29 protein-coding genes and 2 tRNA genes are annotated in these 26,426 nt (G+C 66.7%); 19 read left to right on the plus strand and 12 right to left on the minus strand.

Going from position 1 to position 26,426, the window contains the following annotated elements; all coding sequences use genetic code 11:
• Positions 1-292 precede the first annotated feature (292 nt).
• The 7 genes from yegS (at position 293) to AC5P99_RS17035 (ending at position 7,065) form a co-directional block, all read left to right on the plus strand.
• Positions 293-1,222: a lipid kinase YegS gene (yegS, locus tag AC5P99_RS17005; protein ID WP_049451138.1), complete on the plus strand. Its 930-nt coding sequence runs from the start codon at positions 293-295 to the stop codon at positions 1,220-1,222.
• A gap of 300 nt (positions 1,223-1,522) precedes the next feature.
• Positions 1,523-2,998: an anthranilate synthase component I gene (trpE, locus tag AC5P99_RS17010; protein WP_049418006.1), complete on the plus strand. Its 1,476-nt coding sequence runs from the start codon at positions 1,523-1,525 to the stop codon at positions 2,996-2,998.
• 66 nt (positions 2,999-3,064) lie between these two features.
• On the plus strand, positions 3,065-3,844 hold the full coding sequence (locus AC5P99_RS17015; protein ID WP_495213355.1) for an SIMPL domain-containing protein: 780 nt from the start codon (positions 3,065-3,067) through the stop codon (positions 3,842-3,844).
• Between the two features lie 2 nt (positions 3,845-3,846).
• Positions 3,847-4,434 carry an anthranilate synthase component II gene (locus AC5P99_RS17020; protein WP_012481439.1) on the plus strand — a complete coding sequence of 196 codons (588 nt, stop codon included), beginning with the start codon at positions 3,847-3,849 and terminating at the stop codon, positions 4,432-4,434.
• 16 nt (positions 4,435-4,450) lie between these two features.
• Complete coding sequence (gene trpD / locus AC5P99_RS17025) at positions 4,451-5,482, plus strand: anthranilate phosphoribosyltransferase (RefSeq protein WP_005414696.1); 1,032 nt, start codon at positions 4,451-4,453, stop codon at positions 5,480-5,482.
• A gap of 75 nt (positions 5,483-5,557) precedes the next feature.
• Positions 5,558-6,352 carry an indole-3-glycerol phosphate synthase TrpC gene (trpC, locus tag AC5P99_RS17030; RefSeq protein WP_005414695.1) on the plus strand — a complete coding sequence of 265 codons (795 nt, stop codon included), beginning with the start codon at positions 5,558-5,560 and terminating at the stop codon, positions 6,350-6,352.
• On the plus strand, positions 6,349-7,065 hold the full coding sequence (locus AC5P99_RS17035; RefSeq protein WP_005411318.1) for a haloacid dehalogenase-like hydrolase: 717 nt from the start codon (positions 6,349-6,351) through the stop codon (positions 7,063-7,065). The genes trpC and AC5P99_RS17035 overlap by 4 nt, the downstream gene beginning before the upstream one ends.
• Before the next feature lie 116 nt (positions 7,066-7,181).
• Here AC5P99_RS17035 and AC5P99_RS17040 read toward each other — a convergent pair whose 3' ends face one another.
• Together AC5P99_RS17040 and crp are read right to left on the minus strand one after the other, a co-directional pair.
• Positions 7,182-7,943: a sulfite exporter TauE/SafE family protein gene (locus AC5P99_RS17040; protein ID WP_076739673.1), complete on the minus strand. Its 762-nt coding sequence runs from the start codon at positions 7,941-7,943 to the stop codon at positions 7,182-7,184.
• A gap of 62 nt (positions 7,944-8,005) precedes the next feature.
• On the minus strand, positions 8,006-8,695 hold the full coding sequence (crp, locus tag AC5P99_RS17045) for a cAMP-activated global transcriptional regulator CRP (RefSeq protein ID WP_012481435.1): 690 nt from the start codon (positions 8,693-8,695) through the stop codon (positions 8,006-8,008).
• A 149-nt stretch (positions 8,696-8,844) separates the two neighbouring features.
• Between crp and speD the strand changes: the two genes are divergently transcribed.
• Positions 8,845-9,639: an adenosylmethionine decarboxylase gene (gene speD, locus AC5P99_RS17050; protein ID WP_005411315.1), complete on the plus strand. Its 795-nt coding sequence runs from the start codon at positions 8,845-8,847 to the stop codon at positions 9,637-9,639.
• Positions 9,640-9,808: 169 nt separating this feature from the next.
• Complete coding sequence (locus tag AC5P99_RS17055; protein WP_005411314.1) at positions 9,809-10,129, plus strand: DMT family transporter; 321 nt, start codon at positions 9,809-9,811, stop codon at positions 10,127-10,129.
• An 83-nt stretch (positions 10,130-10,212) separates the two neighbouring features.
• Here the strand turns inward: AC5P99_RS17055 and coq7 are convergent, their stop codons facing one another.
• Positions 10,213-10,857: a 2-polyprenyl-3-methyl-6-methoxy-1,4-benzoquinone monooxygenase gene (coq7, locus tag AC5P99_RS17060; RefSeq protein ID WP_005411313.1), complete on the minus strand. Its 645-nt coding sequence runs from the start codon at positions 10,855-10,857 to the stop codon at positions 10,213-10,215.
• Between the two features lie 197 nt (positions 10,858-11,054).
• On the opposite strand from coq7, the gene rplM reads away from it, so the two are divergent.
• Together rplM and rpsI are read left to right on the plus strand one after the other, a co-directional pair.
• Positions 11,055-11,483, plus strand: a complete 429-nt coding sequence (rplM, locus tag AC5P99_RS17065) for a 50S ribosomal protein L13 (RefSeq protein ID WP_005414692.1) — start codon at positions 11,055-11,057, stop codon at positions 11,481-11,483.
• A gap of 2 nt (positions 11,484-11,485) precedes the next feature.
• Positions 11,486-11,878 carry a 30S ribosomal protein S9 gene (gene rpsI, locus AC5P99_RS17070; protein ID WP_005411311.1) on the plus strand — a complete coding sequence of 131 codons (393 nt, stop codon included), beginning with the start codon at positions 11,486-11,488 and terminating at the stop codon, positions 11,876-11,878.
• A gap of 322 nt (positions 11,879-12,200) precedes the next feature.
• Here rpsI and AC5P99_RS17075 read toward each other — a convergent pair.
• Positions 12,201-12,275 (minus strand) — tRNA-Gln (locus AC5P99_RS17075).
• 55 nt (positions 12,276-12,330) lie between these two features.
• Positions 12,331-12,407 (minus strand) — tRNA-Met (locus tag AC5P99_RS17080).
• A 121-nt stretch (positions 12,408-12,528) separates the two neighbouring features.
• On the opposite strand from AC5P99_RS17080, the gene AC5P99_RS17085 reads away from it, so the two are divergent.
• The 3 genes from AC5P99_RS17085 (at position 12,529) to bfr (ending at position 14,080) form a co-directional block, all read left to right on the plus strand.
• Entirely contained in the window at positions 12,529-13,149 is a 621-nt protein-coding gene (locus AC5P99_RS17085; protein ID WP_005411310.1) for an RNA pyrophosphohydrolase, read from the plus strand.
• 108 nt (positions 13,150-13,257) lie between these two features.
• Positions 13,258-13,467, plus strand: coding sequence for a (2Fe-2S)-binding protein (locus AC5P99_RS17090; RefSeq protein ID WP_005411309.1), 210 nt, complete (start codon positions 13,258-13,260; stop codon positions 13,465-13,467).
• A gap of 142 nt (positions 13,468-13,609) precedes the next feature.
• A complete protein-coding gene (gene bfr, locus AC5P99_RS17095; protein ID WP_005414691.1) occupies positions 13,610-14,080 on the plus strand; it encodes a bacterioferritin in 471 nt (156 codons plus the stop codon).
• 1 nt (position 14,081) lies between these two features.
• Here the strand turns inward: bfr and AC5P99_RS17100 are convergent, their stop codons facing one another.
• Genes AC5P99_RS17100 through AC5P99_RS17110 form a run of 3 tightly spaced genes read right to left on the minus strand, consistent with a single transcriptional unit; the run spans position 14,082 to position 18,866 of the window.
• Positions 14,082-16,316, minus strand: coding sequence for an ATP-binding protein (locus tag AC5P99_RS17100; RefSeq protein WP_099481262.1), 2,235 nt, complete (start codon positions 16,314-16,316; stop codon positions 14,082-14,084).
• Between the two features lies 1 nt (position 16,317).
• Positions 16,318-18,204: an EAL domain-containing protein gene (locus AC5P99_RS17105; RefSeq protein WP_227832760.1), complete on the minus strand. Its 1,887-nt coding sequence runs from the start codon at positions 18,202-18,204 to the stop codon at positions 16,318-16,320.
• A 44-nt stretch (positions 18,205-18,248) separates the two neighbouring features.
• Entirely contained in the window at positions 18,249-18,866 is a 618-nt protein-coding gene (locus AC5P99_RS17110) for a DUF4126 domain-containing protein (RefSeq protein ID WP_005411305.1), read from the minus strand.
• Between the two features lie 179 nt (positions 18,867-19,045).
• Here AC5P99_RS17110 and AC5P99_RS17115 point away from each other — a divergent pair, with 179 nt between their 5' ends.
• From AC5P99_RS17115 to ampE, 5 genes are all read left to right on the plus strand, one after another.
• Positions 19,046-19,789, plus strand: a complete 744-nt coding sequence (locus tag AC5P99_RS17115) for a DUF6776 family protein (RefSeq protein ID WP_057497545.1) — start codon at positions 19,046-19,048, stop codon at positions 19,787-19,789.
• Positions 19,790-19,793: 4 nt separating this feature from the next.
• Positions 19,794-20,258: a bactofilin family protein gene (locus AC5P99_RS17120; protein ID WP_057497546.1), complete on the plus strand. Its 465-nt coding sequence runs from the start codon at positions 19,794-19,796 to the stop codon at positions 20,256-20,258.
• 31 nt (positions 20,259-20,289) lie between these two features.
• On the plus strand, positions 20,290-20,682 hold the full coding sequence (erpA, locus tag AC5P99_RS17125; RefSeq protein ID WP_005411302.1) for an iron-sulfur cluster insertion protein ErpA: 393 nt from the start codon (positions 20,290-20,292) through the stop codon (positions 20,680-20,682).
• A gap of 119 nt (positions 20,683-20,801) precedes the next feature.
• Positions 20,802-21,707 carry an NAD(+) diphosphatase gene (gene nudC / locus AC5P99_RS17130; RefSeq protein WP_005414687.1) on the plus strand — a complete coding sequence of 302 codons (906 nt, stop codon included), beginning with the start codon at positions 20,802-20,804 and terminating at the stop codon, positions 21,705-21,707.
• 134 nt (positions 21,708-21,841) lie between these two features.
• Positions 21,842-22,729: a regulatory signaling modulator protein AmpE gene (gene ampE / locus AC5P99_RS17135; RefSeq protein WP_005414686.1), complete on the plus strand. Its 888-nt coding sequence runs from the start codon at positions 21,842-21,844 to the stop codon at positions 22,727-22,729.
• A gap of 503 nt (positions 22,730-23,232) precedes the next feature.
• Here ampE and AC5P99_RS17140 read toward each other — a convergent pair.
• From AC5P99_RS17140 to AC5P99_RS17155, 4 genes are all read right to left on the minus strand, one after another.
• Positions 23,233-23,658, minus strand: a complete 426-nt coding sequence (locus AC5P99_RS17140; protein WP_005414685.1) for a DUF2752 domain-containing protein — start codon at positions 23,656-23,658, stop codon at positions 23,233-23,235.
• A 43-nt stretch (positions 23,659-23,701) separates the two neighbouring features.
• A complete protein-coding gene (locus AC5P99_RS17145) occupies positions 23,702-23,980 on the minus strand; it encodes a CD225/dispanin family protein (protein ID WP_005411298.1) in 279 nt (92 codons plus the stop codon).
• 34 nt (positions 23,981-24,014) lie between these two features.
• Entirely contained in the window at positions 24,015-24,302 is a 288-nt protein-coding gene (locus AC5P99_RS17150; RefSeq protein ID WP_005411297.1) for a CD225/dispanin family protein, read from the minus strand.
• A gap of 182 nt (positions 24,303-24,484) precedes the next feature.
• A complete protein-coding gene (locus tag AC5P99_RS17155; RefSeq protein WP_033833573.1) occupies positions 24,485-26,374 on the minus strand; it encodes an MFS transporter in 1,890 nt (629 codons plus the stop codon).
• Between the last annotated feature and the right edge of the window lie 52 nt (positions 26,375-26,426).

The following is a 26,426-nucleotide window of genomic DNA, read 5'->3' on the forward strand; positions in this document are numbered from 1 at the left end:
CCAACCGGGTGTGTGCAAACCGCAACCCGGGGGGGGCGAACCGCAACCTGGGGGGAGCGAACCGCAACCTGGTGGGTGCGAACCTTGGTTCGCACTCCCTGCACACCCCAAAAAAAAGCCACGCCAATCACTGGCGTGGCCTCGCTGCATGCGTGGGAGGCTGATCCTGCCTCCATCCGTCGTCCCTGCTATGGACTCCCATTCTCCGGTAGCTGAATGACATCTGCGTGACATTCACCGCAGGCAAACAGCGCATTGCTAGCCTGTGCCACCGCATCCCTGGAAGCTCTGCATGACCACCCCGCGCTGGCGCCTGATCCTCAACGGCAAATCCGCCGGCAATGATGAGTTGCGCGACGCCGTCGGCCATTGGCGCGGACAGGGCGTGCAGCTGGAAGTGCGGGTGACCTGGGAGGACGGTGACGCCGAGCGCTATGTCGCCGAGGCGATCGATCATGGCGTGGATGTGATCGTGGCCGCCGGTGGCGATGGCACGCTCAGTGCGGTGGCCGAGACACTGGCGCATCGTGAGGAGCTGGCAGATGCGCTGCCCTCGCTGGCGCTGATCCCGATGGGGACCGCCAACGATTTCGCGACTGCGGCCGGCATACCGACCGAACCGAAGGAGGCCTTCGCCTTGATCGGGCAGGCGACGCCGCACGCCATTGACCTGTTGCGCGTGAACGCCGATGGCACCCAATGGTGGTGCGCCAATCTCGCCAGCGGTGGCTTCGGCACGCAGGTGACGGTGGAGACTGATGCGGGCTTGAAGAAGATGCTGGGCGGGCTGGCCTATGTGATCACCGGCATCGCCAAGCTTGGCCGCATCGAGCCGATCAACGCACGGTTGTCCGGTCCGGACTTCGCCTGGGAAGGCGACTTCATCGCACTGGGCATCGGCAATGGTCGCCAGGCCGGTGGCGGCCAGCAGTTGTGCCCGCAGGCATTGATCGATGATGGGTTGCTGGATGTGACGGTGCTTCCGGAGCTGGAAGGGGAGGTCACCGCCACCCTCGGCCAGATGCTGAAGTCAGGCACCCAGGCTGCGCTGGAACAGCTGGCCACGCGTGCGCGGCTGCCGTGGCTGGAGGTCGCATCCGAGCGCCCGCTGACCCTCAATCTGGATGGCGAGCCGGTACAGGCCCGTCAGTTCCGCATCGAGTGCGTGCCGGGCAGGGTACGGATGCATCTGCCGGCTGGCTGCCCATTGCTGGGTGGGTAGGGAGGTAGAGTCGACTGTTAGTCGACTGCTCTTCGTTCCGGCGGCGTAAAACCCTGCGCTACGCGCGCAAGTCGACCAACAGTCGACTCTACCGGTCCGCGTCGTCGGTTCCCGTGGCTGGCCCCGCCCGTCCCGTGGTTCAGTTTTCCAGGGTTCCCCTGCCGTCCAAGCTGCGATACAGTCAAGGGGTGTCCAGCCTGACGACCCCGCATACCCTTTCTTCCGCACGCCGTTGGTGGCGATGGTGGCCCGTTGCCGTCGTCCGCCCCCATAACGCTGTGTCCCGGAAGGAAAGTCGTCTTGAACTCGCACGCTCAGTTTCAGCAGCAGGCCGCTGAAGGCCACACCCATATTCCCGTCGTCCGCGAAGTGCTGTCCGACCTGGACACGCCGCTTTCGGTCTATCTGAAGCTCGCCGACGGCCCCAATACCTACCTGTTTGAATCCGTCGAAGGCGGCGAGCGCTTTGGTCGTTACTCGATCATCGGCCTGCCGGCGCGCCGCGTGTACGCCTTCCACGGCCACACGCTGACCGTGCGCGAAGACGGCCAGGTGGTGGACACCCGCGAGGTCGCCGACCCGTTCGCCGAAGTCGAGGCGCTGCGCAGCGCCCACTCGGTGCCGAAGCTGGAAGGCCTGCCGGGCTTCACCGGTGGCCTGGTCGGCTGGTTCGGCTTCGAGTGCATCGGCTACATCGAACCACGCCTGGCCCCGCCGGCCGGCCGCGATGAGCTGGGCACGCCGGACATCCTGCTGCTGGACTCCAACGAGCTGGCCGTGTTCGACAACCTCAAGGGCCGCCTGTACCTGATCGTGCACGCCGACCCGCGTGTCGAGGGCGCCTTCGAGCAGGCCCAGGCGCGCCTGGATGCGCTGACTGCCAAGCTGCGTGCACCGGGCGCCGGTTATCCCGCACCGCTCAACAGCGATGTGCTGGACGAATCCGATTTCGTTTCCGGGTTCACCCGCGAAGGGTTCGTCGATGCGGTCCAGCGCAGCAAGGAATACATCCGCGCCGGTGACATCTTCCAGGTGGTGCTGAGCCAGCGCCTGAGCGTGCCGTTCAAGGCGCGGCCGGTGGATGTGTACCGCGCGCTGCGTGCACTGAACCCGTCGCCGTACATGTATTTCCTGGATGTCGGCGACCTGCAGGTGGTCGGCTCCTCGCCGGAAATCCTGGTGCGCCTTCAGGATGGCGAAGTCACCGTGCGCCCGATCGCCGGCACCCGCCCGCGTGGCGCCACGCCCGAGCAGGACCTGGCGCTGGAAGCCGAGCTGCTGGCCGATCCGAAGGAGCGCGCCGAGCACCTGATGCTGATCGACCTCGGCCGCAACGATGCCGGTCGTGTGTCCAGGGCCGGCACCGTGGAAGTGGGCGAGCAGTTCGTGATCGAGCGCTACAGCCACGTCATGCACATCGTCAGCGAAGTCACCGGGCAGCTGCAGCCGGGCCTGAGCTATGCCGACGTGCTGCGTGCCACGTTCCCGGCCGGCACCGTCAGTGGCGCGCCGAAGATCCGCGCGCTGGAAGTGATCCGCGAGCTGGAACCGATCAAGCGCAATGTCTACGCAGGCAGCATCGGCTACATCGGCTGGCACGGCGATGCCGATACCGCGATCGCGATCCGCACCGCGGTGATCAAGGACGGCCGCCTGTACGTGCAGGCCGGCGCCGGCATCGTCTACGACTCGGACCCGGACAAGGAATGGGACGAGACGATGAACAAGGGCCGCGCGTTGTTCCGCGCCGTCGCCCAGGCCGCCAAGGGCCTGTAAGCCTGCCTCGCCACGGCGCCGCGCCGTGGTCGTTCCGCTGTTCCCGTTGAAGACAAGGAGTACCGCATGAAGCTGCTGAGCGCATTGCTGTGGTCGTCACTGCTGGCCACGATGGCCCCGTCTGCGTGGGCGCAGGCCAATACCATTCCGTCGCAGCCGCACCTGCTGGTGAAGGGCGAGGCGCGTCGCGTGGTGATGCCGGACCGGTTCGGCCTGCAGTTGAACATCGAAGAGACCGACATGGACGCCGACGCCGCGCGCCGCCGCGTGCAGGACAACGTTGCCCGCGTGCTGGCACTGCTCAAGCAGCACAAGGCGGTGGAAGGCAGCGTGCGCGCGGACAACCTGCGGATCGGTCCTGCGACGCGCTATGAGCAGAACCGGCAGGTTTTCATCGGCACCCGCGTGTCACGCCAACTGCGCGCCAGCTTCGCCAGCGTCCAGCAGATGCAGGACGTGCTGGGGGCGCTGAAGGCCAACGAGAACGTGCAGGTCAGCAGCGTGGCCCCGACCTACTCGGGCGAAGTGGCGCTGCGCCGCGAACTCAAGGGCGAGGCGGCGGGCCAGACCCGCCAGTCTGCGCAGGGCCTGGCCAAGGCCTACGGCACCCAGCTGCGCGGGCTGTACAGCATTTCCGATGTGGCGCCGAACTTTGCCTATGGCGTGCAGGCGGGCAATTGGCCCAGAAGCGACGACATGGTGACACCGCCATCGCCGCCGTCACCTGCGGCGCAGATGGACATGATCGAGACCACCGGCTCGCGTCTACGCGAATCCATCGAAGCCGGCCCCATCACCTACACCGAAAACGTGTACGCCATTTTCCTGATAAGCGACGGAACCTGACCATGTTGTGGATGATCGACAACTACGACAGCTTCACCTACAACCTCGTGCAGTACCTGCAGACACTGGGCGCCGAGGTGAAGGTGGTGCGCAACGATGCGATGAGCGTGGACGAGATCGCCGCGCAGAAGCCCGAGCGCATCGTCATCTCGCCCGGCCCGTGCACGCCCAACGAAGCGGGCGTGTCGCTGGAACTGATCGAGCGCCTGGGCCCGACCACGCCGATCCTCGGCGTGTGCCTGGGCCACCAGGGCATCGGCCAGGTCTACGGCGGCACGGTCATCCGTGCCGGCAACATCATGCACGGCAAGACCTCGCCGATCCGCCATGAAGGCAAGGGCGTGTTCGCCGGCCTGCCGGACCGCTACCAGGCCACCCGCTACCACTCGCTGGTGGTGGACAAGAACAGTCTGCCGGACTGCCTGGAAGTGACTGCCTGGACCGAGAACGACGACGGCTCGATCGAAGAGATCATGGGCCTGCGCCACCGCCAGTTCCCGGTGGAAGGCGTGCAGTTCCACCCCGAGTCCATCCTCACCGAACACGGCCACGCCCTGCTGCGCAATTTCCTGCAGCGCCCGGCGGCCTGATCCAAGGAGCATTCCCATGAGCTTCTCCCCCCAGGAAGCCCTGCATCGCACCATCGAACACCGCGAAATCTTCTTCGACGAAATGGTCGACCTGATGCGGCAGATCATGCGCGGCGATGTCTCGCCGATGATGACCGCCGCCATCCTCACCGGGCTGCGCGTGAAGAAGGAGACCGTGGACGAAATCGCCGCGGCGGCCACCGTGATGCGTGAATTCGCCCGGCCAGTGCCGGTGGCCGATACCTCCAACCTGGTTGACATCGTTGGCACCGGTGGCGATGGCTCGCACACCTTCAACATCTCCACCTGCTCGATGTTCGTCGCTGCTGCTGCAGGCGCGCGCGTGGCCAAGCATGGCAACCGCAGCGTGTCGTCCAAGTCCGGCAGTGCCGATGCGCTGGAAGCGCTGGGCGCGGTGATCGAGCTGCAGCCTGACCAGGTGGCCGCGGCCATCGACCGGACCGGCATCGGCTTCATGTTCGCGCCGATCCATCACCCGTCGATGAAGGTCGTCGCGCCGGTACGCCGCGAGATGGGCGTGCGCACCATCTTCAACATCCTCGGCCCGCTGACCAACCCGGCCAGTGCACCGTCGGTACTGATGGGCGTGTTCCATCCCGATCTGGTCGGCATCCAGGCGCGCGTGCTGCGCGAACTGGGTACCGAGCGCGCGATGGTGGTCTGGGGCCGTGACAACATGGACGAGATCTCGCTGGGCGCCGGCACCCTGGTCGGCGAACTGCGCGACGGCAAGGTGCGCGAGTACGAGATCCACCCGGAGGACTTCGGCATCGCCATGTCGGCCAGCCGCAACCTGCGCGTGGACGGTCCGGAACAGTCCATCCAGATGCTGCGCGCCGTGCTCGACAACGAGCCGGGCCCGGCGCTGGACATCGTCGCGCTGAATGCCGGTGCCGCCCTGTACGTGGCTGGTGTGGCCAGCGACATCGGAGACGGCCTGGCCCGCGCCCGTGCCGCCATCGCCAATGGCAGCGCCCGCCAGCGCCTGCAGCAGTATGTGGAGACCACCCGCGCGCTGGTTGCCTGAGCGCGCGGTTCAGCCTCACCCTCTCGATGGCCGATAATGGCCGTCCTCACCGCCCCCCGCACCGACCCGAAGACGATGAGCGACATCCTGCAGACGATCCTGGCCCGCAAGGCCGAAGAAGTGGCCCAGCGCCGCGCCCAGCGCCCGCTCGAGGAGCTGCAGGCCGCCGTGGCCAGCGCCCCGCCGGTACGTGGCTTCGTGCGCGCGCTGCAGGCGGCGGTGGCCAATGGCGACCCGGCGGTGATTGCCGAGGTGAAGAAGGCCAGCCCCTCCAAGGGCGTGATCCGCCCGGATTTCCGCCCGGCCGACATCGCCGTCAGCTACGAGTTCGGCGGTGCCAGCTGCCTGTCGGTGCTGACCGACGTGGACTTCTTCCAGGGCGCCGACGCCTATCTGCAGCAGGCCCGCGAAGCCTGCACGCTGCCGGTGCTGCGCAAGGACTTCGTCATCGACGCTTACCAGGTGTACGAGGCGCGCGTGCTGGGCGCCGACTGCATCCTGCTGATCGTCGCCGCGCTGGACGATACCCAGCTGGCCACGTTGTCCGAGCTGGCGCTGTCGCTGGGCATGGACGTGCTGGTGGAAGTGCATGACATCGATGAACTGGAGCGCGCGCTGCAGGTGCCGGCGCCGATGATCGGCATCAACAACCGCAACCTGCGCACCTTCGAGGTGTCGCTGCAGACCACGCTGGACATGCAGCAGGCGGTGCCGCGTGACCGCCTGCTGGTCACCGAGAGTGGCATCCTCGGCCCGCAGGACGTCGCGCTGATGCGCGATGCCGGCATCCATGCATTCCTGGTCGGCGAGGCCTTCATGCGCGTGGAAGAGCCGGGCGAGGGCCTGCGTCAGCTATTCTTCGCGGCATGACAACGCACTATCCGACGCCGCGCGACGATGCGCCGCTGGTGGTCTTCGATTTCGACCACACCCTCTACGACGGCGATTCGGGCACCCATCTGTTCGCCTCGCTGATCAAGCGCAACCCGCTGCGCATGCTGGCCGCGCTGCTGGTCACGCCGATCGCCGGGCCGTTGGTGGCGATGCTGCCGACCCGCCGAACGGGTATTTCGGTCTACGTGTGGATCGGCAGCTTCGGCCTGCACCGTGCGCGCGATTTCAACAAGGTGATCGATGCCTACGTGCTGCGCAACGAGGCGCAGATGCGCGCCAAGCTGCTGCCGCAGGCGCTGGAGGTGTTCGCCGCGCACCGTGCCAAGGGCGACCGTGTAGTGGTCGCCACCGGCGCGCCGCCGGAACTGGCCCGCGCCATCCTGGCGTTCGTTGCCCACCAGGACGTGCCGGTGATCGGCACCGAGGTCGGCCCGCGACTGGGCGGCGTCGGCCCGACCCGCCACTGCCACAACGAAGAAAAGATGCGCATGCTGCGCGAGCGCGGCTACGGCAATATCGACATCGCCTACTCCGACAGCACCGCCGACCTGCCGTTGCTGCTGGCCGCCAAGGCGCCGGTGGTGGTGAACCCGAAGCGATCCAGGGTGGACTTCTTCCGCCGCGTGCTGCCGGCCGGCACCCGCATCCTCAACTGGGGCTGCGTGGACCGCGGCGGCGACAAGGCGTAGCCCGGGGCCGGATCCCGTCCGGGGCCTGACCCCATCGCACGATGACGGATCTGCCGGCCAGCGGCCGGCACTACCCTCCTCCGTCCCGGTAGTGCCGGCCGCTGGCCGGCAAACGCTCAGCGCCCCAGCTGCCCGTACACCGCATGGCCGATCTGGAACAGGCTGATCCCCAGCACCAGCACGCCAACGGCCACCAGCACCCAGCGCTCCTTCACCCGCTTGACCAGGATCGCCGCCACCGGCGCGGCCATCATGCCGCCGATCAGCAGGCCGGCGACGATCTGCAGGTGCTGCACGCCCATCGACAACAGGAAGGTCGCTGACACGGTCAACGTGACCACGAATTCGGCCGCGTTGACCGTACCGATGGTGGTGCGCGCCTGGCCGCCACGGGCGAGCAGGGTGGACGTGGCGATCGGTCCCCAGCCGCCACCGCCGCTGGCGTCCAGCAGGCCCGCGAAGAAGCCCAGCACCGGTACCCGGCGGATCTCGCCCTTGGGCATCCAGCGCCCCGCGGCGCGCGCCAGGATGATGATCGCCAGCACCAGCAGGTACAGGTAGATGAGGGGGCGGATGATGTCGCCGGGGATCTGGGTGAGCACGTACGCGCCCAGGGCGCCGCCCACCGCACCGGGCAGGGCCAGCCGCAGGAACAGGCGTTTATCGACATTCCCGGCGGCGAGGTGCGACACGCCCGAGGCGCCGGTGGTGAACACTTCAGCGGTGTGGATGCTGGCGCTGACCTGCGCCGGTGGCAGGCCCATGCTCAGCATCACCGACGAGGACACCAGGCCGAAGGCCATGCCCAGTGCGCCGTCAACCAGCTGCGCGCCAAGGCCGATGAGGATGAACCACCAGAATTCGCTGCTCAGTTCCATGCACCGAGCCTAGCGCGCGAAGGAGTGCGGACCAAGGTCCGCACCCACCGGGTGCTCAACCGTCAACGGGTGCCGTACAGCACCACGGTCTTGCCGCGGGCATGCAGCAGGCCGTCGGTCTGCAGCTTCTTCAGCACGCGGCCGGCCATTTCGCGCGAGCAGCCGACCAGGCGCGCCAGTTCCTGGCGTGACACGCGCAGCTGGCTGCCCTGCGGATGGCTCATCGCTTCTGGTTCCTGCGCCAGATCGTGCAGTGTGCGCACGATCCGATCGGTAACATCCAGGAATGCCAGGCGACTGGCCTTGCGGCTGGTATCGAGCAGGCGCTTGGAAATCTGCTGGCCCAGCGCATACAGCAGGCGCGGGGCGTCGGCCGACAGCGGGCCGAGGAACAGCTGGTGCAGGCGCTCGTAGCTGATTTCGGCCAGTTCGCAGGCGGTACGGGTCCGCAGGATCACCTCGCGGCGGTCCGATTCGACGAACAGGCCCATTTCGCCAACGAACTCGCCGGCACCGAAGTAGCCCAGCACAAGCTCTCGATCGTCATCTTCCTCGGCCATGATTGAAACCGAGCCGCTGACAACGTAATACAGGGTTCCCGCCGGGTCACCGGGTCGGAAGACGTCGGTACGGGTGGGATATCGCCGCCGGTGGCTGTGCGCCAGGAAACGATCGATGGTGGCGATATCCAAGGCCAGTGGACTGCTAGCTAGGCGCACGGTTGACACGATAGGGGCGCTCCCTCTGCGCATGAACGGATTCACGGGGTCGATAGCGGAGCTTAACCAGCGCAATTGTTAAGGGCAAACAGTGTGCCAGAACTCTTGCGTCTTCACGTTCCCCCCGGGGGCAGTTTGCCCCATAATTCCCCCTTTCCCTTCTTACACAGGAATCGACCGCCGTGGTCAAGCCGTTGCCTCGCCTGAGGCTGCAGGGTTTCAACAACCTCACCAAGGCGCTGAGCTTCAACATCTATGACGTGTGTTACGCGCGCACCGAAGAGGAGCGTCAGCGTTACATTGAATACATCGATGAAGAGTACAACGCCGACAGGCTGACTCAAATCTTGACCGATGTCGCCGAGATCATCGGCGCCAACATCCTGAACGTGGCCCGCCAGGACTACGACCCGCAGGGTGCCTCGGTGACCATCCTGATCTCCGAAGAGCCGGTGATCGACAAGAAGCTGGCCGGCAAGGAGCTGATCTCCGACGCCGTGGTCGCGCACATGGACAAGAGCCACATCACTGTCCACACCTACCCGGAAACCCATCCGCAGGAAGGTATCGCGACGTTCCGCGCGGACATCGACGTGGCCACCTGTGGCGTCATTTCCCCGCTGAAGGCCCTGAACTACCTGATCGAGAGCCTTGAGTCGGACATCGTGATCATGGACTACCGCGTCCGTGGCTTCACCCGCGATGTGAAGGGCAAGAAGCACTTCATCGACCACAAGATCAACTCGATCCAGAACTTCCTGGCCAAGAACATCAAGTCGCGTTACGAGATGTTCGACGTCAACGTCTACCAGGAAAACATCTTCCACACGAAGATGCACCTGAAGGACTTCGACCTGGACCAGTACCTGTTCGAGGAAAAGGCCAAGAACCTGTCGTTCAAGGAACGCATGAAGATCGAAGCGCTGCTCAAGCGCGAGATCGAAGAGCTGTTCCACGGCCGCAACCTGTCCGAGTAAGCCCCATGTGCGATGCCCGCAGGCATCGCCACCCAGGCGGGACGACCCGCCCCGTGGAACCAGTGCCCCCGCACGCGTTACAGTTCCACGGTGATGTACCGACCCACGGCCCGGTGTGAAAACACCGGGCCGTTTCGTTTTTTTCAAAAAAGGTAAGGAGCCCCCACCCATGCCCTGGATCTACCTGCTGCTGGCCGGCCTGTTCGAGATCGGTTTCGCCCTCGGAATGAAGTACTCCGAAGGCTTCAGCAAACCCCTGCCCACCGCTGCCACGGTGGTATCCGCGCTGATCAGCCTGTACCTGATGAGCCAGGCGATGAAGAGCATCCCGGTCGGCACGGCCTACGCGATCTGGACCGGTATCGGTGCCATGGGCGTGGCGGTGCTGGGCATCTACCTGTTCAACGACAGCGCATCGCCGGCCCGCCTGGCCTGCGTGGGCCTGATCGTGGCTGGTGTGATCGGCCTGAAGCTGGTCTCGCCGAACTGATTGATGGCCCGACCAACGGTCGGGCCCCACCGTCGCCCCCCCGCATCTCCTGGTAGGCCCGCACCGTTGGTGCGGGCGACCCTTCAAATGCGGTAGGCGATGGTCTTCATCACCCTGGAGGCCAGTGCCATCACGCCCGGGATCGGGAACGGCAGGCGGCGAGCGCCGGCCTGCTCGGCGTGGTCCGCATGGCGGGCCTCGTCTTCCTTCATCACCGCGATGACCGCGCGGCTGCGCAGGTCGCCGGCCGGCAGGTCGACCAGGTGCTCGTCCAGGTGGGCCTCCACCTGGCGCTCGGTCTCGACCACGAAGCCCAGGTTCCAGCCGTCGCCGCGCAGCCCGGCCAGGGTGCCGATGGTGTAGCTGCCGGCGTACCAAAGCGGGTTGAACAGGCTCGGACGGCTGTCCAGTTCGGCCAGCCGGGTGGCGCACCAGGCCAGGTGGTCGGTTTCTTCCTGCGCCGCTTCCAGCAGGTGTTCCCGCGTGGCCGGGTCGCGCGCCACGGCGGCCTGGCCGAAGTACAGGCCCTGCGCGCAGACCTCGCCGACGTGGTTGATCCGCATCAGGCCTGCGGCATGGCGCCGCTCGGCGCTGTCCATGCCGGGCTCGCCGGTGTCCGTGGCGGGGTAGGGGCGGGCCGCCGGCGGATTGCCGAACACTGTGTCCAGGGCGCGCTGCGCCTCGGTCAGCAGGTGGTCCAGCGGAGTGGTCTGGCGGAGCACGGTCATGGCAGTACGCGGTGGGGCGGAAGACCCCCGATTCTCGCCCGGCCCCGCGCCCCTGCCAACCCGGCCCAGGGGACGGGTTGCGCTCCCGCGGCAGGATGAGTACAATCCCGCCTCTTACGCTTCACCTTTTCACAACGCGTGGCAGAGTTCCGGCGAGCCTTTCGCCGCAATGAGCCCGACCTAACCTAGAGTTCTTCATGAGCACTTTCACTGCCAAGAACGAGACCGTCCAGCGCGACTGGTACCTCGTCGACGCCGAGGGCAAGACCCTGGGCCGTCTCGCCACCGAGCTGGCCCGCCGTCTGCGTGGCAAGCACAAGCCGGTCTACACCCCGCACGTTGATACCGGCGACTACCTGGTCGTCATCAATGCAGAAAAGATTGCCGTCACCGGCAAGAAGCTGCAGGACAAGATGTATCACCGTTTCACCGGTTACATCGGCAACCTGAAGACCGAGTCCCTGGCCCAGGCGCTGGAGCGCCACCCGGAGCGCGTGATCGAGATCGCCGTGAAGGGCATGCTGCCGAAGGGCCCGCTGGGTCGCCAGATGTACCGCAAGCTCAAGGTCTACGCCGGCACTGAGCATCCGCACGCCGCACAGCAGCCGCAGGTTCTGGATATCTAATCATGGCTATCACTCAAAACTACGGCACTGGCCGCCGCAAGTCCTCCACCGCTCGCGTGTTCCTGCGCAAGGGTTCGGGCAACATCACCGTCAATGGCCGTCCGCTGGACGAGTTCTTCGGTCGTGAGACCGCGCGCATGATCGTGCGCCAGCCGCTCGAGCTGACCAAGAACACCGAAAGCTTCGACATCCTGGTCACCGCCGCTGGCGGCGGCACCACCGGCCAGGCCGGTGCGATCCGTCTGGGCATCGCCCGTGCTCTGGTCGAGTACGACGAAACCCTGAAGTCCGAGCTGCGCAAGGCTGGCTTCATGACCCGTGACGCCCGTGAAGTCGAGCGTAAGAAGGTCGGTCTGCACAAGGCCCGCCGCGCCACCCAGTTCTCCAAGCGCTGATTTACCGCGCCTGGTTGGGCTCCTTCGGGAGCCCGCTGGATGGAAAAGCAAAAGCCCGGCTTCGGCCGGGCTTTTGTCGTTCCGGGGTCATGGATTTCCTGGTTGCCGGCCAGCGGCCGGCACTACCCGTGGTCTCGAGTGCCGGGAGGGTGGCGTCAGGGCCTTTCCCTGCGGAAAAGGATCCGACCCCAGGGTTCTCTTTGGAGAAGAGCCCCCTTGTTGTTCAAGAGGGTGCGCCGACAGGCGCGGGGACAAGGTGGAATGCGCGACCAGATTAAAAGCAAAAGGCCAGATCTTTCGATCTGGCCTTTTGCTTTTAATTTGGCTGCCCCGGATGGATTCGAACCACCGAATGCCTGAGTCAGAGTCAGGTGCCTTACCGCTTGGCGACGGGGCAAAACGTGCAACTATTTTCTCACTTTTCACGCTGAAAAACAACTTGATTTTCAGTGTGGTGGCTATGGGTGGACTCGAACCACCGACCCCAGCATTATGAGTGCTGTGCTCTAACCGGCTGAGCTACATAGCCTTGGTGAGCCCGCTATTCTGCGGATGTGTACCGCCCCTGTCAACACTTTTGTGTCGTGCTTGTGGGCCGACAGAGGGCATGGGATAGTCCCGGCCAGTAGATTTTCTTAGGAGTCCGCATCGTGATCGATCCGGACGGCTATCGACCGAACGTCGGCATCGTGCTGATGCGGCAGGACGGCCAGGTGTTCTGGGCACGACGCGTGCGCCGGGACGGCTGGCAGTTCCCGCAGGGTGGTATGAACACCGACGAGACGCCTGTCGAGGCCATGTATCGTGAACTGCAGGAAGAGACCGGCCTGCTGCCCGAGCATGTGGAAGTGCTCGGGGCGACGCCCGGCTGGCTGCGCTACAAGCTGCCGGCGCGGGCCATCCGCCGCAATGAGCGGCAGGTCTGCATCGGCCAGAAGCAGGTCTGGTTCCTGCTGCGCCTGACCGGCGACGAATCCCACGTGAAGCTGGACCACACCGACTCGCCCGAGTTCGACCACTGGCGCTGGGTGGACTTCTGGTACCCGGTGGAGCATGTGGTGATGTTCAAGCGTGGCGTCTATGCGCGTGCGTTGCGACATCTGGCGCCGCTGGCCCGCGGGGTGGCCGGGCAGGGGGTTACCGCCATGCCCAAGAGCGCCGCCGAAGCCTGGATGCCTGGCCATACCGCCGGGCACGACCGCCCACGCAAGCGCCCGCGGACCCGCGGCTACTGGCCGAAGAAGGCCACGGGCGATGGCCCGGCCAGCTGACGGGCTGAACGGTATCGAGAATGGTTCAGGTCTCTGATTGACAACCATTCTCGTTTCCATTGGAATAGCCAACAGGCCGCTTCTGGCCTGCCAGCCCGGTTCACGCCTGTGTACGTCTGCATCTGCAACGGAGTCACCGACCACCAGATCCGCGAAGCCGCCAGCCATGGCGTCAGTACGGTGGCCGAACTGACCATGCGTACCGGCTGTGGCGCTACCTGCGGTTCCTGCCTGGACATGGCCGGCGATCTGCTGGCCAAGGCGCGTGCCACCCACGATCTGCCGCTGCCGGTATTGGGTCTGGCCCAGGTCGCCTGATCGTCTCTTGGCGGCGCGTTGACGGCGCGCTTTCGCATTCTTCACGTGCGGCCGCACAGGCCAATGCGCACGATTCGCGTTCCTTCACGACCGCAGGCAAGGCGTTAAAGTGCCTGCGTTTTCAGCGTGCAGGAGCATCCCCATGAAGGGCGACACCAAGGTCATCGAATTCCTCAACAAGGTCCTCTACAACGAGCTGACCGCGATCAACCAGTACTTCCTGCATGCCAAGATGCTGAAGAACTGGGGCATCAAGGAACTGGCCGAACACGAGTACAAGGAATCGATCGACGAGATGAAGCATGCCGACATGCTCGCCGACCGCATCCTGTTCCTCGAAGGCCTGCCGAACTTCCAGGCGCTGGGCAAGCTGCGCATTGGTGAGAATCCGACCGAGATCCTGCAGTGCGACCTGTCGCTGGAACGCGATGGCGTGGTCACCCTGCGCGAGGCCGTGGCGTATGCCGATTCGGTCGGCGACTACGTCAGCCGCCAGCTGTTCGTGAAGATCCTCGATTCGGAAGAAGAGCACATCGACTGGCTGGAAACCCAGCTCGACCTGATCGAGCGCATCGGCGAACCGAAGTACCTGCTGAGCAAGCTGGAAGAGTGAGTCAGCCGGCCTGGCCGGCGCGATGCTGTGCCAGGTAGCCCGTCAGTGCCACGCGTGCTCGGGCGAACTCCGCAACCAGCAGCGCCACCGCTACTGCGGGGCGCTGCAGGCTGCCGCTGCGGGCTTCGTGCTCGATGCGCTGCGCGACTGACGACAGCGACAGTGCGCCCACGTTCGCGCTGGATGACTTGAGGCTGTGCGCGACGGCCTGCAGGCGAGGCTCGTCGCCGTTCTGCGCGGCCTGCTGCAGCTGCTGCACCATTGCCGGCGCATCCTCCAGGAACACCGAGACGATCTGGATGGCGCTCTCCCCGATCACTGCATGCAGTTCGTCCAGCACGTCGCGGTCCAGCACCGGCTGCGGCTTGGAGCCGACTCGGCTGTCATCGTCCTGCAGAGCCGAGCCATGCTCGGCTGATGGAGCGCGACGGCTATCGGCCGTCAGCCGGGCATGGCTCGGCTCTATCGAAGGCGGTGCAGGTGATGCGGCTTTGCCGCCGCCCCAGCGCTGCAGCAGCGCATGCAGGGTGTCGCGTGCAATCGGCTTGGACAGATAGTCGTCCATGCCGGCCTGCAGGCAGCGCTCGCGGTCACCGGCCATGGCATTGGCGGTCATCGCGATGATCGGCAGGCGCGGGCGCCCGTTTTCCACTTCCTCGGCGCGCCAGCGGCGGGTGGCGGCATAGCCGTCCAGCACCGGCATCTGGCAATCCATCAGCACCACATCCACGTCGCCTTCGCGCAGGGCAAGCAACGCCTGCTCGCCATCGGCGGCGTTGCGCACTTCGCACTGGAACACGCGCAGCAGCTGCTCGGCCACCATGCGGTTGACCGTGTTGTCCTCCACCAGCAGCACGCGCAGGTGCAGCGGCGGCAGCGTGGGCGTGGGCTGGCCCTGTCCGGCGTTGGCCAGCAGCGCGGCAGGGCGCGCATGCGCAACCGGTGCAGCCAGCAGTGCATGCAGCCCAGCGTCGTCGAAATGCGAGGGTAGCTGCCGCTGGCGTGGGCGTGGCGGAAGGGCATCGTCCTGCAGCCACAGCACCTGCAGCCCGTCGTCTTCGCCACGTTCGGCCAACGCCTGTTGCAGCGTCGCTTCACCGATGCGGCGCGCACGTGCATCGACCAGCAGCCACGCCGGTGCCGGTTGCCCCGGCCTCGGCACCGCGCGCAGGCGCTCGACTACGGCATCGAACTGCGCCAGGGCGTGCACCAGCAGTCCATGATGGGCCGCGATGCGCTCGATGCGTGCCTGCAGGGTGGCATCGCTACTGAACAGCAGCAGCGCGTCTGGCGTGCGCGCCATGGCCGGCAGGTCGCCGGGCACCTTCAACAACGGGATCTCGAACCAGAACGTGGCGCCCTGGCCGGGCGTGGACTGCACGCCGATGCGCCCGTGCATCAGGTCGATGATGCGCTTGCAGATCGCCAGGCCCAGGCCGGTGCCACCGTAGATGCGGGTCGTTGAGGCATCGGCCTGGCTGAAGGACTGGAACAGGCGCGCCTGCAGTGCCTCGTCAATGCCGATGCCGGTGTCGATGATCTCGAAGCGCAGCTGGTGCTGGGCCGCGCCTTCGCCCAGGCGCTGCACGCGCAGCTGTACCTGGCCGCGCGCGGTGAACTTGATCGCGTTGGCCAGCAGGTTGCTCAACACCTGGCGCAGGCGTACCGGGTCGCCACGCACCGGCAGGCGCACCGACGGGTCCAGCTGCAGCCCCAGCGACAGGCCCTTGGCGTCGGCGGCGCGCTGCATCAGCTGCACCACGCCATCGAGCAGGTCGCGCAGGTTGAAGCTGGTGATCTCCAGTTCCAGCGCCTGTGCTTCCAGCCGCGAGTAGTCGAGGATGTCGTCGACGATGCGCAGCAGCTGCTGCGAGCTGGCTGAGGCGGTGGCCAGCATCTGCCGCTGGTCCTCGCCCAGCGGGCCGCGTGCGATCAGCTCCAGCATCGGCAGGATGCCGTTGAGCGGCGTACGGATCTCGTGGCTCATCGTGGCCAGGAACTCACCCTTGGCCAGCACCGCCGCCTCGGCGGCCTGCTTGGCCTGCAGCAGCTGCTGTTCCAGCTGCCCCTGTCGTTCGGTGGTGCGGCGCAGCTGGTCACGTTCGGCGGCCAGCAGGCTGCGCTCGCGTTGCAGCTGGGCCAGTGCCCGGTTGCGCGCGCGCAGCCGCAGGCCCAACAGCAGCGCGGTGATGGAGGCCGCAGCAAGGGCAACCAGCAGCGCGACCCACATCGGCACGTCAGAGCACCGCGTTGTGGAAGTCGAAGTTCAGATCGCTGCCGGCCGACTGCACCATGTTGCCCTGGATGTAGTCGACACCGCCCACCCACATCGCGGCGGCGGCCTGCGGATCTTCGATCTGCTGGCCGATGATCTGCTGCCCGGCGGCGTGCGCCCGCTCGATTGCCCGGCGCAGCTCTTCGCGCGTGGCCGGATTGGAATGACTGCTGGAGAAGCGCGCGGCCATGCGCACGAACGACAACGGCAGCTGGGTCAGCAGCGCATCGGCTTCGCCCCCGGGTTCGAACTGGCTCAGGCAGAAGCGCACGCCGGCGCCGGCCATGCGCTGGCAGAACTGCTGTAGCGGCACGGTATGGATCAGCGCGTCGGGCAGGCGGACGTCGATCACCAGCGCGCTGCCGGGCAGGTCGCGCTGCTGCAGCGATTCCAGCAGCCAATCCGCGAACGCATCGCGTTGCAGGGTGCGCAGCGACTGCGAAACGAACAGGTTCAGTGGTTGCGTCGCGTGCCGGTAAAGGTCGAGAAGGCCCAGTGCATGGTCCATCACCTGCTGGTCGAGATCGGCGATGCGCCCGGCAGCCTCTGCGGCCGGAATCACCTGGCCTGCGGCCAGCAGCGTACCGTCGGCCTGGCGAAGGCGCAGCAGCAGCTGGTACTGCGCGGTGTTGCCGCCGGCGACGGCGACGATCGGCTGGTAGGCCAGCTCAAGCTGGCCTTCCAGCAGTGCCAGGTGTTCCTGCTCGCTGGTCACGTCGCGGTGCACGTGGCCGGCCACGCCGGCGCTGAGCAACCGTGCCTGCAGGGTGGTGCGCTCGACTGCCTCCAGCGCACTGTTGGCATCGTCGAAGCCCGGCGACAGCGGTGCATAGCCGACCACGCCCCGCAGATGCACCGATTCGTCATCGCGGATCACGAAGGCCCGCGCCGACAACTGCTCGCGCAGCGCAGCGGCAATGCCTTCCAGGCTGTCCTCGCTGACATTGCGCGCAAGCAGCAGGAAGCTGTTGTCGTTCAGGCGCGCCAGCAGGTGCGGGTGGCCGGCTTCTGCCAGGCGTTGCCCGGCCTGCACCATCAGGCGCTCGAAGGCGGCATAGCCATAGCGCTCGCGCAGGCCCAGTGCGCTGGATATCTCGACGAACAGCACGCCGCCCTGGTCGCGGTGGGCGAGCGCGGCGTTGAGCTGCTGCAGCACGTGATGCCGCGTCGGCAGCCCGGTTTCCGGATTGCTGGTGGCCGGGGTGCCGGATACGCCGCGCAGGGTTGCGGCCTGCGCCCGCGCGCGGCGGATGCGGTTGGCCACGGCGGCGATCAGGTGGCGCGGGCGGATCGGCTTGCTCAGGTAGTCGTCGGCGCCACTGTCGAGCACCTCGAACTGGCGTTCCGGGTCCGGGTCGCCGCTGAGGAACACGATGGGCAGCAGCTGCAGGCCGGGCTGCTGGCGGATCAGCGCGGTCAGGCGCATGCCGTCCAGACCGGGCAGGTGCAGGTCCATCAGGATCAGGTCGGGGCGATGTTCCTTGATCGCCTGCAGCGCACCGTCGGCATCGCTGTGCACGATCGCCTGCATGCCGGCGCCATGCAGCACGCTCTGTGCGAACAGTGCCTGGGCGCGATCATCCTCGACGATCAGCACGCGGTAGGGCGAATCGGAGTGCAGCGGTGCCGGGTCATTGCCGCCGGCCTCGGCCAGCAGGGATGGGCCGGGCAGCGGCGGCGGTGCGCTGCCGATCGATGCGGGTGCGTCGGAGGCGGCCAGCGGCGGAACCGCTGCCGGCGCTGCGGCGACGGCGCTCGCCGGTTCAGCGGTCCAGCGTTGCCAATGATCGGCCGGAGGGGTTTCAGCGCGTCCCGGGCGGGCGCCCGCGGGGGATTCGTTTGCGGCCATCGGTGCTCCTGGTGTTCGCGTCCATTATGCGACAAGCCCGGCGATCAACCGGTGCCGGGCTGGCGTGGACTGTCGGGCGACGCACTGCGTGCCAGCCAGCGCACGCCCTTCCACAGGGTGCGCCAGACCAGCCACACCAGCAGCGCACCCGCCAGGCTGCAGGCCAGCACCACGATCAGCGCGATCCACGGGTGTGCCAAGGCCAGGGCCAGACCACCGACCACCACGGTGTCCTCGGCGGCGGAGGCCACCCAGTTGCTGGCAGGCTCGGGCGAGGTATTGAGCAGGGCGCGGGTGCCTGCCTTCAGGCCGTGGCTGGCCAGCGCGACACCTGCACCGGCAGCAAGTGCGCCGGTGCCCAGCTGGCCATCCGGCGACAGCGTGGCTGCGGCAAGGAAGGCACCTGCGGGTACACGTGCCAGGGTCTGCACCAGATCCCACGCCGAGTCGACGCCGGGAATCTTGTCGGCGAAGAATTCGGTCACCGCCAGCGCCGCCGAGGTGCCCAGCACCCACCACGATTCAGTGGCCTGCAGGGCCGGTGGCAGGTCGACCCAGCCGAGCAGGCCGGCCAGGCCGACACCGAATACGGTGAGGTAGACGCGGATGCCGGCCAGCCAGGCCAGCAGGATGCCGATCACGAACAGGTGGGCTTCGGTCATGGCGATGCTCCGGCGACGGAACTGTGCAGGGGACCACACTATCGACGATGGCATGCCTGAACGCCACAGACCGTGGCTCGCCACTGCGCAGGAAACCCACCCGTCCTGTCATACACTAGCCCGTCGTTTGCCACAGGGGCCGTACCGGTGTCGCCCTCGCGATGCCCCGGAATCCACCCATGACCAACCGTCCTCCCATGCGCGTGCAGGTCCGCCTGCCCGGCGCGCCGCAACCGCCGGCCGACCGCCGCCGCCTGCTGGTGATCGGCGGCATCTGGCTGCTCAGCCTGGTGCTGGCGGTGCTCGGCGGCTGCTGGATGGCCACCCCGCGCGATGCGCAGGGCCAGCGCCTGCAGGCCGCCGAGAAGCGTGCCGAGACGCTGCAGGCGCAGCTGACCGAACTGCGCCAGAAGCAGGCCACGCTGGAAGCCTCCGACCGCATCAGCCGCGCCGCCAACACCGAGGTGCAGTCCTCGCTGGCCGAGCGCGATGAGGAAATCGCCGGCCTGCGTGCCGACGTTGCCTTCTATGAGCGCCTGGTGGGTTCGACCAGCCAGCGCAAGGGCCTGAACACCCATTCGATCGAGTTCAGCCCGGAAGCGGCCGGCACCTGGCAGTACACCGCGGTGCTGACCCAGAACCTCAACCGCGGCGCCATCAGCCAGGGGCAGATGCGTTTCACCGTGGAAGGCGTCAAGAACGGCAAGCTGGCCACGATCAGCTGGGATGATCTGCACCAGCGCAGCAAGGTACCGGGACAGGAATACTCGTTCCGGTACTTCCAGCAGCTCACCGGCAGCGTGATGCTGCCGGCTGACTTCACCCCGCAACGCGTGCGGGTGACATTGGGGAGTGGTACGGGGGGTACCACCCAGGTATTCGACTGGAAACAGGCCGGTGCGCCGGCCAGCAAAGGGGAGTAGGCAGATGTTCGGAAGCAGCAAATCCAACCGTGAAGGCCAGCTGGTGGTCGATGCCCTGATCGGCAACCAGGTGGTGATCCGCGGCGATGTGGAATTCAGTGGGGGCCTGTATGTGGAAGGCCGCATCCATGGCAAGGTGATCGCCGCCGAGGGCGCCAGTGGCGCGACCCTGACGGTGGCCGAGCATGGCGTGATCGAGGGCGAGATCCGGGCCCAGGTGGTGGTCATCAGCGGTCGCCTGGACGGCGATGTACACGCCACCGAGAAGGTCGAGTTGACCCCGAGTGCGCGGGTCAACGGCAACGTCCATTACCAGGTGGTGGAAATGAATGCGGGCGCCCAGCTGAACGGCCGCCTGATCCATGCCAGCGCCCCGATGGCAGCGCTGCCAGCCCCGGAAGGCGATGAGGCCAATGCCGGCAAGGGCGACACCGCCGCGCGCCGCAAGCTGGCCGAGGCGATGGCTTGAAAGCCATCGTCGGCACCCCCATGCTGACACCATGAGCACGCTAGTCTCCCTGCCCGGCGCCACCCCGGCCGCCGCGCCCGATTACCAGTCGCTGGAGCGCCCGCTGAACTTCACCGAGTCGGCGGCCGCCAAGGTCAAATCCCTGATCCAGGAAGAGGGCAACCCCGACCTGGCCCTGCGCGTGTACATCGAAGGTGGTGGCTGTTCGGGCTTCCAGTACGGGTTCGAGTTCGACGAGAACCGTGCCGAGGACGATCTGGCGGTACAGACCAGCGGGGTGACCCTGCTGGTCGACCCGTTGAGCCTGCAGTACCTGATGGGCGCCGAGGTGGACTACACCGAGAGCCTGACCGGTGCACAGTTCGTGATCCGCAACCCGAACGCAAAGACCACCTGCGGCTGCGGCAGCAGTTTCAGCATGTAGGCGGGGCGCGGGGCCTGCGTCCCGCGCGACAAGGTGTGTGGAGCAAGCTCCACACCCACAGACGGCTTCGGCAAAGCCCTCGGCTTGCCACCCGCATCGATTGGCGGCACGCTTGCAGGATGCCCAATACTCCTTCGCCGCTTTCCGGTTTCGCCTTCGTGGGCGAACCGCTGGAGCGCGCCGATGCCCTGCGCGAAGATGCCGATGCACTGGCGCGCCTGTGGCCGGGCGCGCACATTCTGGTGCTCGATCAGGACGGCAGCGCCTTCACCGGCGATGACGACCAGCCGCTGGCGCTGACCGGCGCCGACATCGGCGGCGGTCCCGGCTCCGCGATCTTCCTCGGCCTGCGCGGGGAACAAGCGTGGTTCTCGGTTGAAGCCGCCAGCGTCACCGTCACCGCACCACGTCGCCTCGACCTGCGCCAGGCCGCCCTGCTGTGGTCGGTGGCTGATGCGACCGCTTTCAGCTACGCACGTGGCATGTCCTACTGGCACTCGCGCACCCGTTTCTGCGGGGTATGCGGTGGTGCCGTGGCGTTCGCCCGCGGCGGCTTCGTGGGGCGTTGCGCGCAGTGTTCCACCGAGCACTACCCGCGTGTCGACCCCGCGGTGATCGTGGCGGTTGAAAACCAGGGCCGCCTGCTGCTCGGCCGCCAGTCAAACTGGGCGCCACGTCGCTACTCGGTGCTGGCCGGCTTCGTCGAACCGGGCGAGACCTTCGAGCAGACCGTGGTACGCGAAGTCCACGAAGAGAGCAAAGTGCGGGTGACCGCTTGCCAGTATCTGGGCTCGCAGCCGTGGCCGTTCCCGGGCGCACTGATGGTCGGCTTCCGGGCGCAGGCGCAGGATGACCTGCCGACCGTGGACGGCGAGCTGGAAGACGCGCGCTGGTTCAGTGCCGACGAGGTCGGCGCGGCGCTGGCGCGCGATGTGGAGGACGATGGCCAGGGCATCCGCCTGTCGCCGCCGATCTCGATTTCGCGCGGCCTGATCGAGCACTGGTACCGGCAGCAGAAGGGCTGAGGCGGGCCGGCTGGGGCAATTGCATTGCCGCCACCTGAACACGGCACGGGTTACAGTCCGGTTCACCGCTGAGGGCGCCGCTGCGACAGGTAAGGTAGCGGCGCCGAGCGTTCTGTTTCGTAGGGAGACCTGCCATGTTCACCACTCTGGCCGCCGTGCTGGTGGCACTGGCCCTGGGCCATGTTGCTCCGGCCGCTGCTGCCTCGCTGCGCCGTTTCGACGGTTTCCGGCGTTGGCTGGGCTGGCTGGATGCGCGTGGTGGCAAGGCCTGGCAGGGACCGGCCGGCGTTGCCTTGGCCCTGCTGCCGCCGCTGTTGCTGATGGCGCTGCTGGCGTGGCTGTTGCGCGGGGTGCTGTTCGGCCTGCCGTCGCTGCTGCTGGGCGTGGCGGTGCTGGCCTGGTGCTGGGGCCCGCGTGACCTGGACCGCGATATCGAGGCCATCATCGATGCCGATGATGCGGCGACGCGGCAGGCTGCAGTGCGCAACCTGCAGTCGGCCGGCGGCAGCCTGCGCGAGGACATTCCGTCGCTGGTCGAGGCGACGGTGCTCAACGCACTGCGGCGCTGGTTCGCGGTGCTGTTCTGGTTCCTGTTGCTGGGCCCGGCTGGCGCGCTCGGTTACCGGCTGCTGGCGCTGATGGCGGAAAGCCCGATGCGTGCCCGCGTGCCGGTGGAGCCGCTGGCGCTGGCGCAGCGGCTGCTGGGCTGGATCGAGTGGCCGGTGGCACAGCTGATGGCGTTCTCGATGGCGCTGGTGGGCAACTTCGATACGGCGTGGAAGGCGTGGCGCCAGGCCCATGGGGAGCGCCTGACCGGCAATACCGGGTTCCTGGGTGCGGTGGCGCGGGCCAGCGTCAACGCCGAACTGCGCGAGGATGCGCACGACTACACCGAGGCGGGGCTGTTGCCGGTGTGGCAGCGGTTGCCGGACCTGCGTGATGCGATGAGCCTGGTGTGGCGGATGCTGCTGCTGTGGCTGGCGATCCTCGCCCTGCTGGTGATTGCAGGCTGGGTGACGTAGTTGCTTTGCAGGGCTTGCAGCCCTGCACCTGCAGAGGCCAAAGCCAAAGCCAAAGCCAAAGCGGCTCTGGGTTGCTGAGGGTTGGGCGGGGCGGTGTGGGGCTGCAGGACACGCCGTAAACCCGTCCTTGGGGGCTCGATGGCGCCATCCATGGCGCCAACGGTCCTGCAGCCCCACACCGCCCCACCCCCGACAGATTCCCGCGGCTGTTGGTAGGTGTCGACCTTGGTCGACACGGTAGATCCACGCCATGCGTGGATGCAGAGCGAAGCGATCCGCTTCCGCTTTTGATCTTCTCTTTCTTTTCCGTGGTGGACGCACACGGAAACTGTCCGTGGCCGGGTGGGTGGGCTGCGCAGGGGCGTGAGCCGCATGGATGCGGCGACCGAGCTTACATGGACGTACTTGCAGCGCCCCCTGCGCAGCCCACCCACCCGGCCAACCACAAGGCTTCTACCTTCAAACGCCGCCCACCACGAGGGGCTGCGCCGTTGGCTGGAAACCTAGACCGGTGCCAGTGCAGTGAACGGTGCCCACGGCAGGTTGCGCAGCAGCGCATACCCGGGCAGCACCCAGAGCCAGAACACGGGATTGGCCAGCACCCGCATCAGCGGGTCGAGCACGCGTGGGCGGATGCCGGCGATGTTCAGCAGCATCAGCAACAGGAACGGCAGGCTGATGACCAGCAGCGGGTTCATCGCCATCGCGCCGGGCAGGTCGAAGTGGACCAGGGAATACAGGCAGCGCGTGCTGCCACAGCCCGGGCAGTACAGGCCGGTCAGGGCGTACAGCGGGCAGCTCGGCAGTGGATTGCCGGCGACATACGGATTGACGTTGCGCAGCACCACCGTGGCACCCACGGCCAGGCCGGCGGAAGCCAGCAGCGGTGCCCAGCGGGCGAGTCGGGAACGAGCGGGAAGCGCGGACATGCAACAACGGATCCGGCGCAGGCGCCGGATCCGTCCAGGCGTATCAGTAGCCGCTGTTGCTCATCGCGCCCATGCCGCCGAGCACGACGAAGAACAGCACGTACAGCACGACCAGCACGGCCCAGGCAATGGCCGACCAGATGGCCCACTTCTTGGCCTTGGCGGCGGAGTCCTGGGCGCCGGCGATGTCGCCAGCGGCCAGCTTGCCGTTGACCTGTGCGGCGTAGACGATCGACACGATGCCGGCCGGCAGGCAGCAGAACAGGGTGGTCAGGATGGCCCAGACCAGGTTGTTCGGGACCTGCGGAGTAGCGGTATTCATGGGTTCAAGCTCCTTGATGGGTGGTGGTGGTGAATCATTGGTCGGAAAGAGCGCCCAGTACGGCCAAGCCGCCGAACAGCCCGAGCCACAACAGCAACAGGACCGGCAGGGCCACGGCCGAAGCCACTGCCCACCAGCCCGCCTTGCGCGACGCGCTGTAGGCCCCCGGCAGATCGCCAGCCGCGCGGCGGCCATCGACCTGGGAGGCATAGACGATCGACACCACGCCCAACGGCAGGCAGCAGAACAGCGTCGTCAGGATCGCCCAGACCAGATGGTTGGGGATGTAGACCGGACGGCTGAGCGGTGGTGGTTGATTCAAAGCGAGACTCCATTCCTTGGTGGCCGGCCTTGGTGAATCGGCCGAACCTCCCCCCTGTGGGTGCGTAATCTACCGCAACCGGCGTTGCATGTATGCGTTTACACGCACGGCATGTCGTGTTCGCCACTGGACGGTGGCGTATGCGGGGGAGGTTGCCGGGCCTGCCTGTCAGTCCGATTCTGTCAGGCGTGATCGCCGCGCAGGGCCCGCACCTGGGCTTCCAGCGCCTGAGCGTTGGTGGTGTGGCCGTCCATGGACGGTGCCGCCACTACCTCGACGGTGGCTCGGAAACGGCGCGGCACCCGCATGCGGCCGAGGCGGCTGTCGCGCCGGCTCCACATGCTCGACCACATGCCGCGCAGGGCCATCGGCACCACCGGCACCGGCCGCCGTTCGAGGATCTTCTCGACGCCGGACTTGAACGGGGCGATTGCACCATCCCTGGTCAGTGCGCCTTCCGGGAAGATGCAGACCAGCTCGCCTTCGGCCAACGCGGCGTCGATGTCATCGAACGCGCGTTGCATCAGCGCCGGGTCTTCGCGCGCACCGGCGATCGGGATCGCCTTGGCGGTACGGAAGATCCAGCGCATCACCGGGATGTTGAAGATCCTGTAGTACATGACGAAGCGCACCGGACGCGGAATCGTCGCCGACAGGATCAGTGCGTCCATGTAGCTGACATGGTTGCAGACCAGCAGCGCGGCACCTTCGTCGGGCACGTTGGCTTCGATGCCGTGCGGGCGCAGCCGGTACAGGGTGCGCACCATCAGCCAGCTGAGGAAGCGCATCAGGAATTCGGGAACGATGGTGAAGATGTAGATCGCCACCAGCGCGTTGGCGATGGCCAGCGCCAGGAACTGCTGCGGGATGCTCCAGTGCAGCAGCTTGTGCGCGGCCAGTGACAACAGGGCTGCGCCGACGATGAAGCCGGAATTCTGGATGTTCAGCGCCGCGAACACGCGCGACATCTGCGCCTTCGGCGTGCGGCTCTGGATCAGCGCGAACAATGGCACCACGAAGATACCGGTGAACAGGCCGATGCCGATCAGGTCGATGACGATGCGGATGCTACCGGACTGCTGCAGGAAGGTGCCGATGGTCAACCCGTGCACCGTCGCCTCGCCGCTGCGCGCGAAGTACAGGTCGAGCAGGAACGCGGTCATGCCGAACGCGCCCAACGGCACCAGGCCGATTTCCACCGTGCGTGCCGACAGCTTTTCGCACAGCAGCGAGCCGACGCCGGTGCCGACCGAGAACAGGGCCAGCGCAAAGATGTACAGGGTTGGTTCGCCGCCGAGGTTTGTCACCGCATAGGCCGGCAGCTGCGAGGTCAGCACGGTGCCGACGAACCAGAACCAGGACACGCCCAGGATTGAATTGCGCACCGCCTTCTGCTGGCGCGCCATGCGCAGCACCGCCAGTGATTCCGGCAGCGGGTTCCAGTTGATCTTCAGGTCCGGGTCGCCGGCATCGACCTTGGGAATCAGGCGGGCGGCGATGTTGCCGCAGATCGCCAGCGCGATGATCGCGCACGCGGCCACCACCGTGCCATGGCTGCCGGCCACGGTGAACACCAGGCCGCCGACGATCATGCCGGACAGGATCGACATCGAGGTGCCCATCTCGACCAGGCCGTTGCCGCCGGTCAGCTCTTCGGGCTTGAGCACCGAGGGCAGCACCGAGTACTTCACCGGGCCGAACAGGGTTGACTGCATGCCGGTGCAGAACAAGGCGACCAGCAGCACCGGCAGGCTCTGGGTGAGGAAGCCGGTGGCCGCCAGCGACATGATCACGATCTCCATGGTGGTGGTGATCACGATCAGTCGCGATTTTTCCAGCTTGTCGGCGATCTGCCCGGCCAGTGCCGAGAACAGGAAGTACGGCAGGATGAAGATGGCCGGTGCCAGCGTGGCGTACAGCCCCAGTTCTTCCTCCGGCACGGCCATGAACAGCAACATGCTGATGATCGCCTGCCGGTACACGTTGTCGTTGAACGCACCCAGCGCCTGGACGACGAAGAACGGCAGGAAACGGCGCTGGCGCAGCAGGGCGAACTGGTTGTGACCGGACATGGAACCTCCTTGACCGGCGCAGCCTAGCATTCCTGCCTATCCGCTGTGGGTG

It is taken from the genome of Stenotrophomonas sp. YJH_SMC_80 (genome assembly GCF_059372495.1).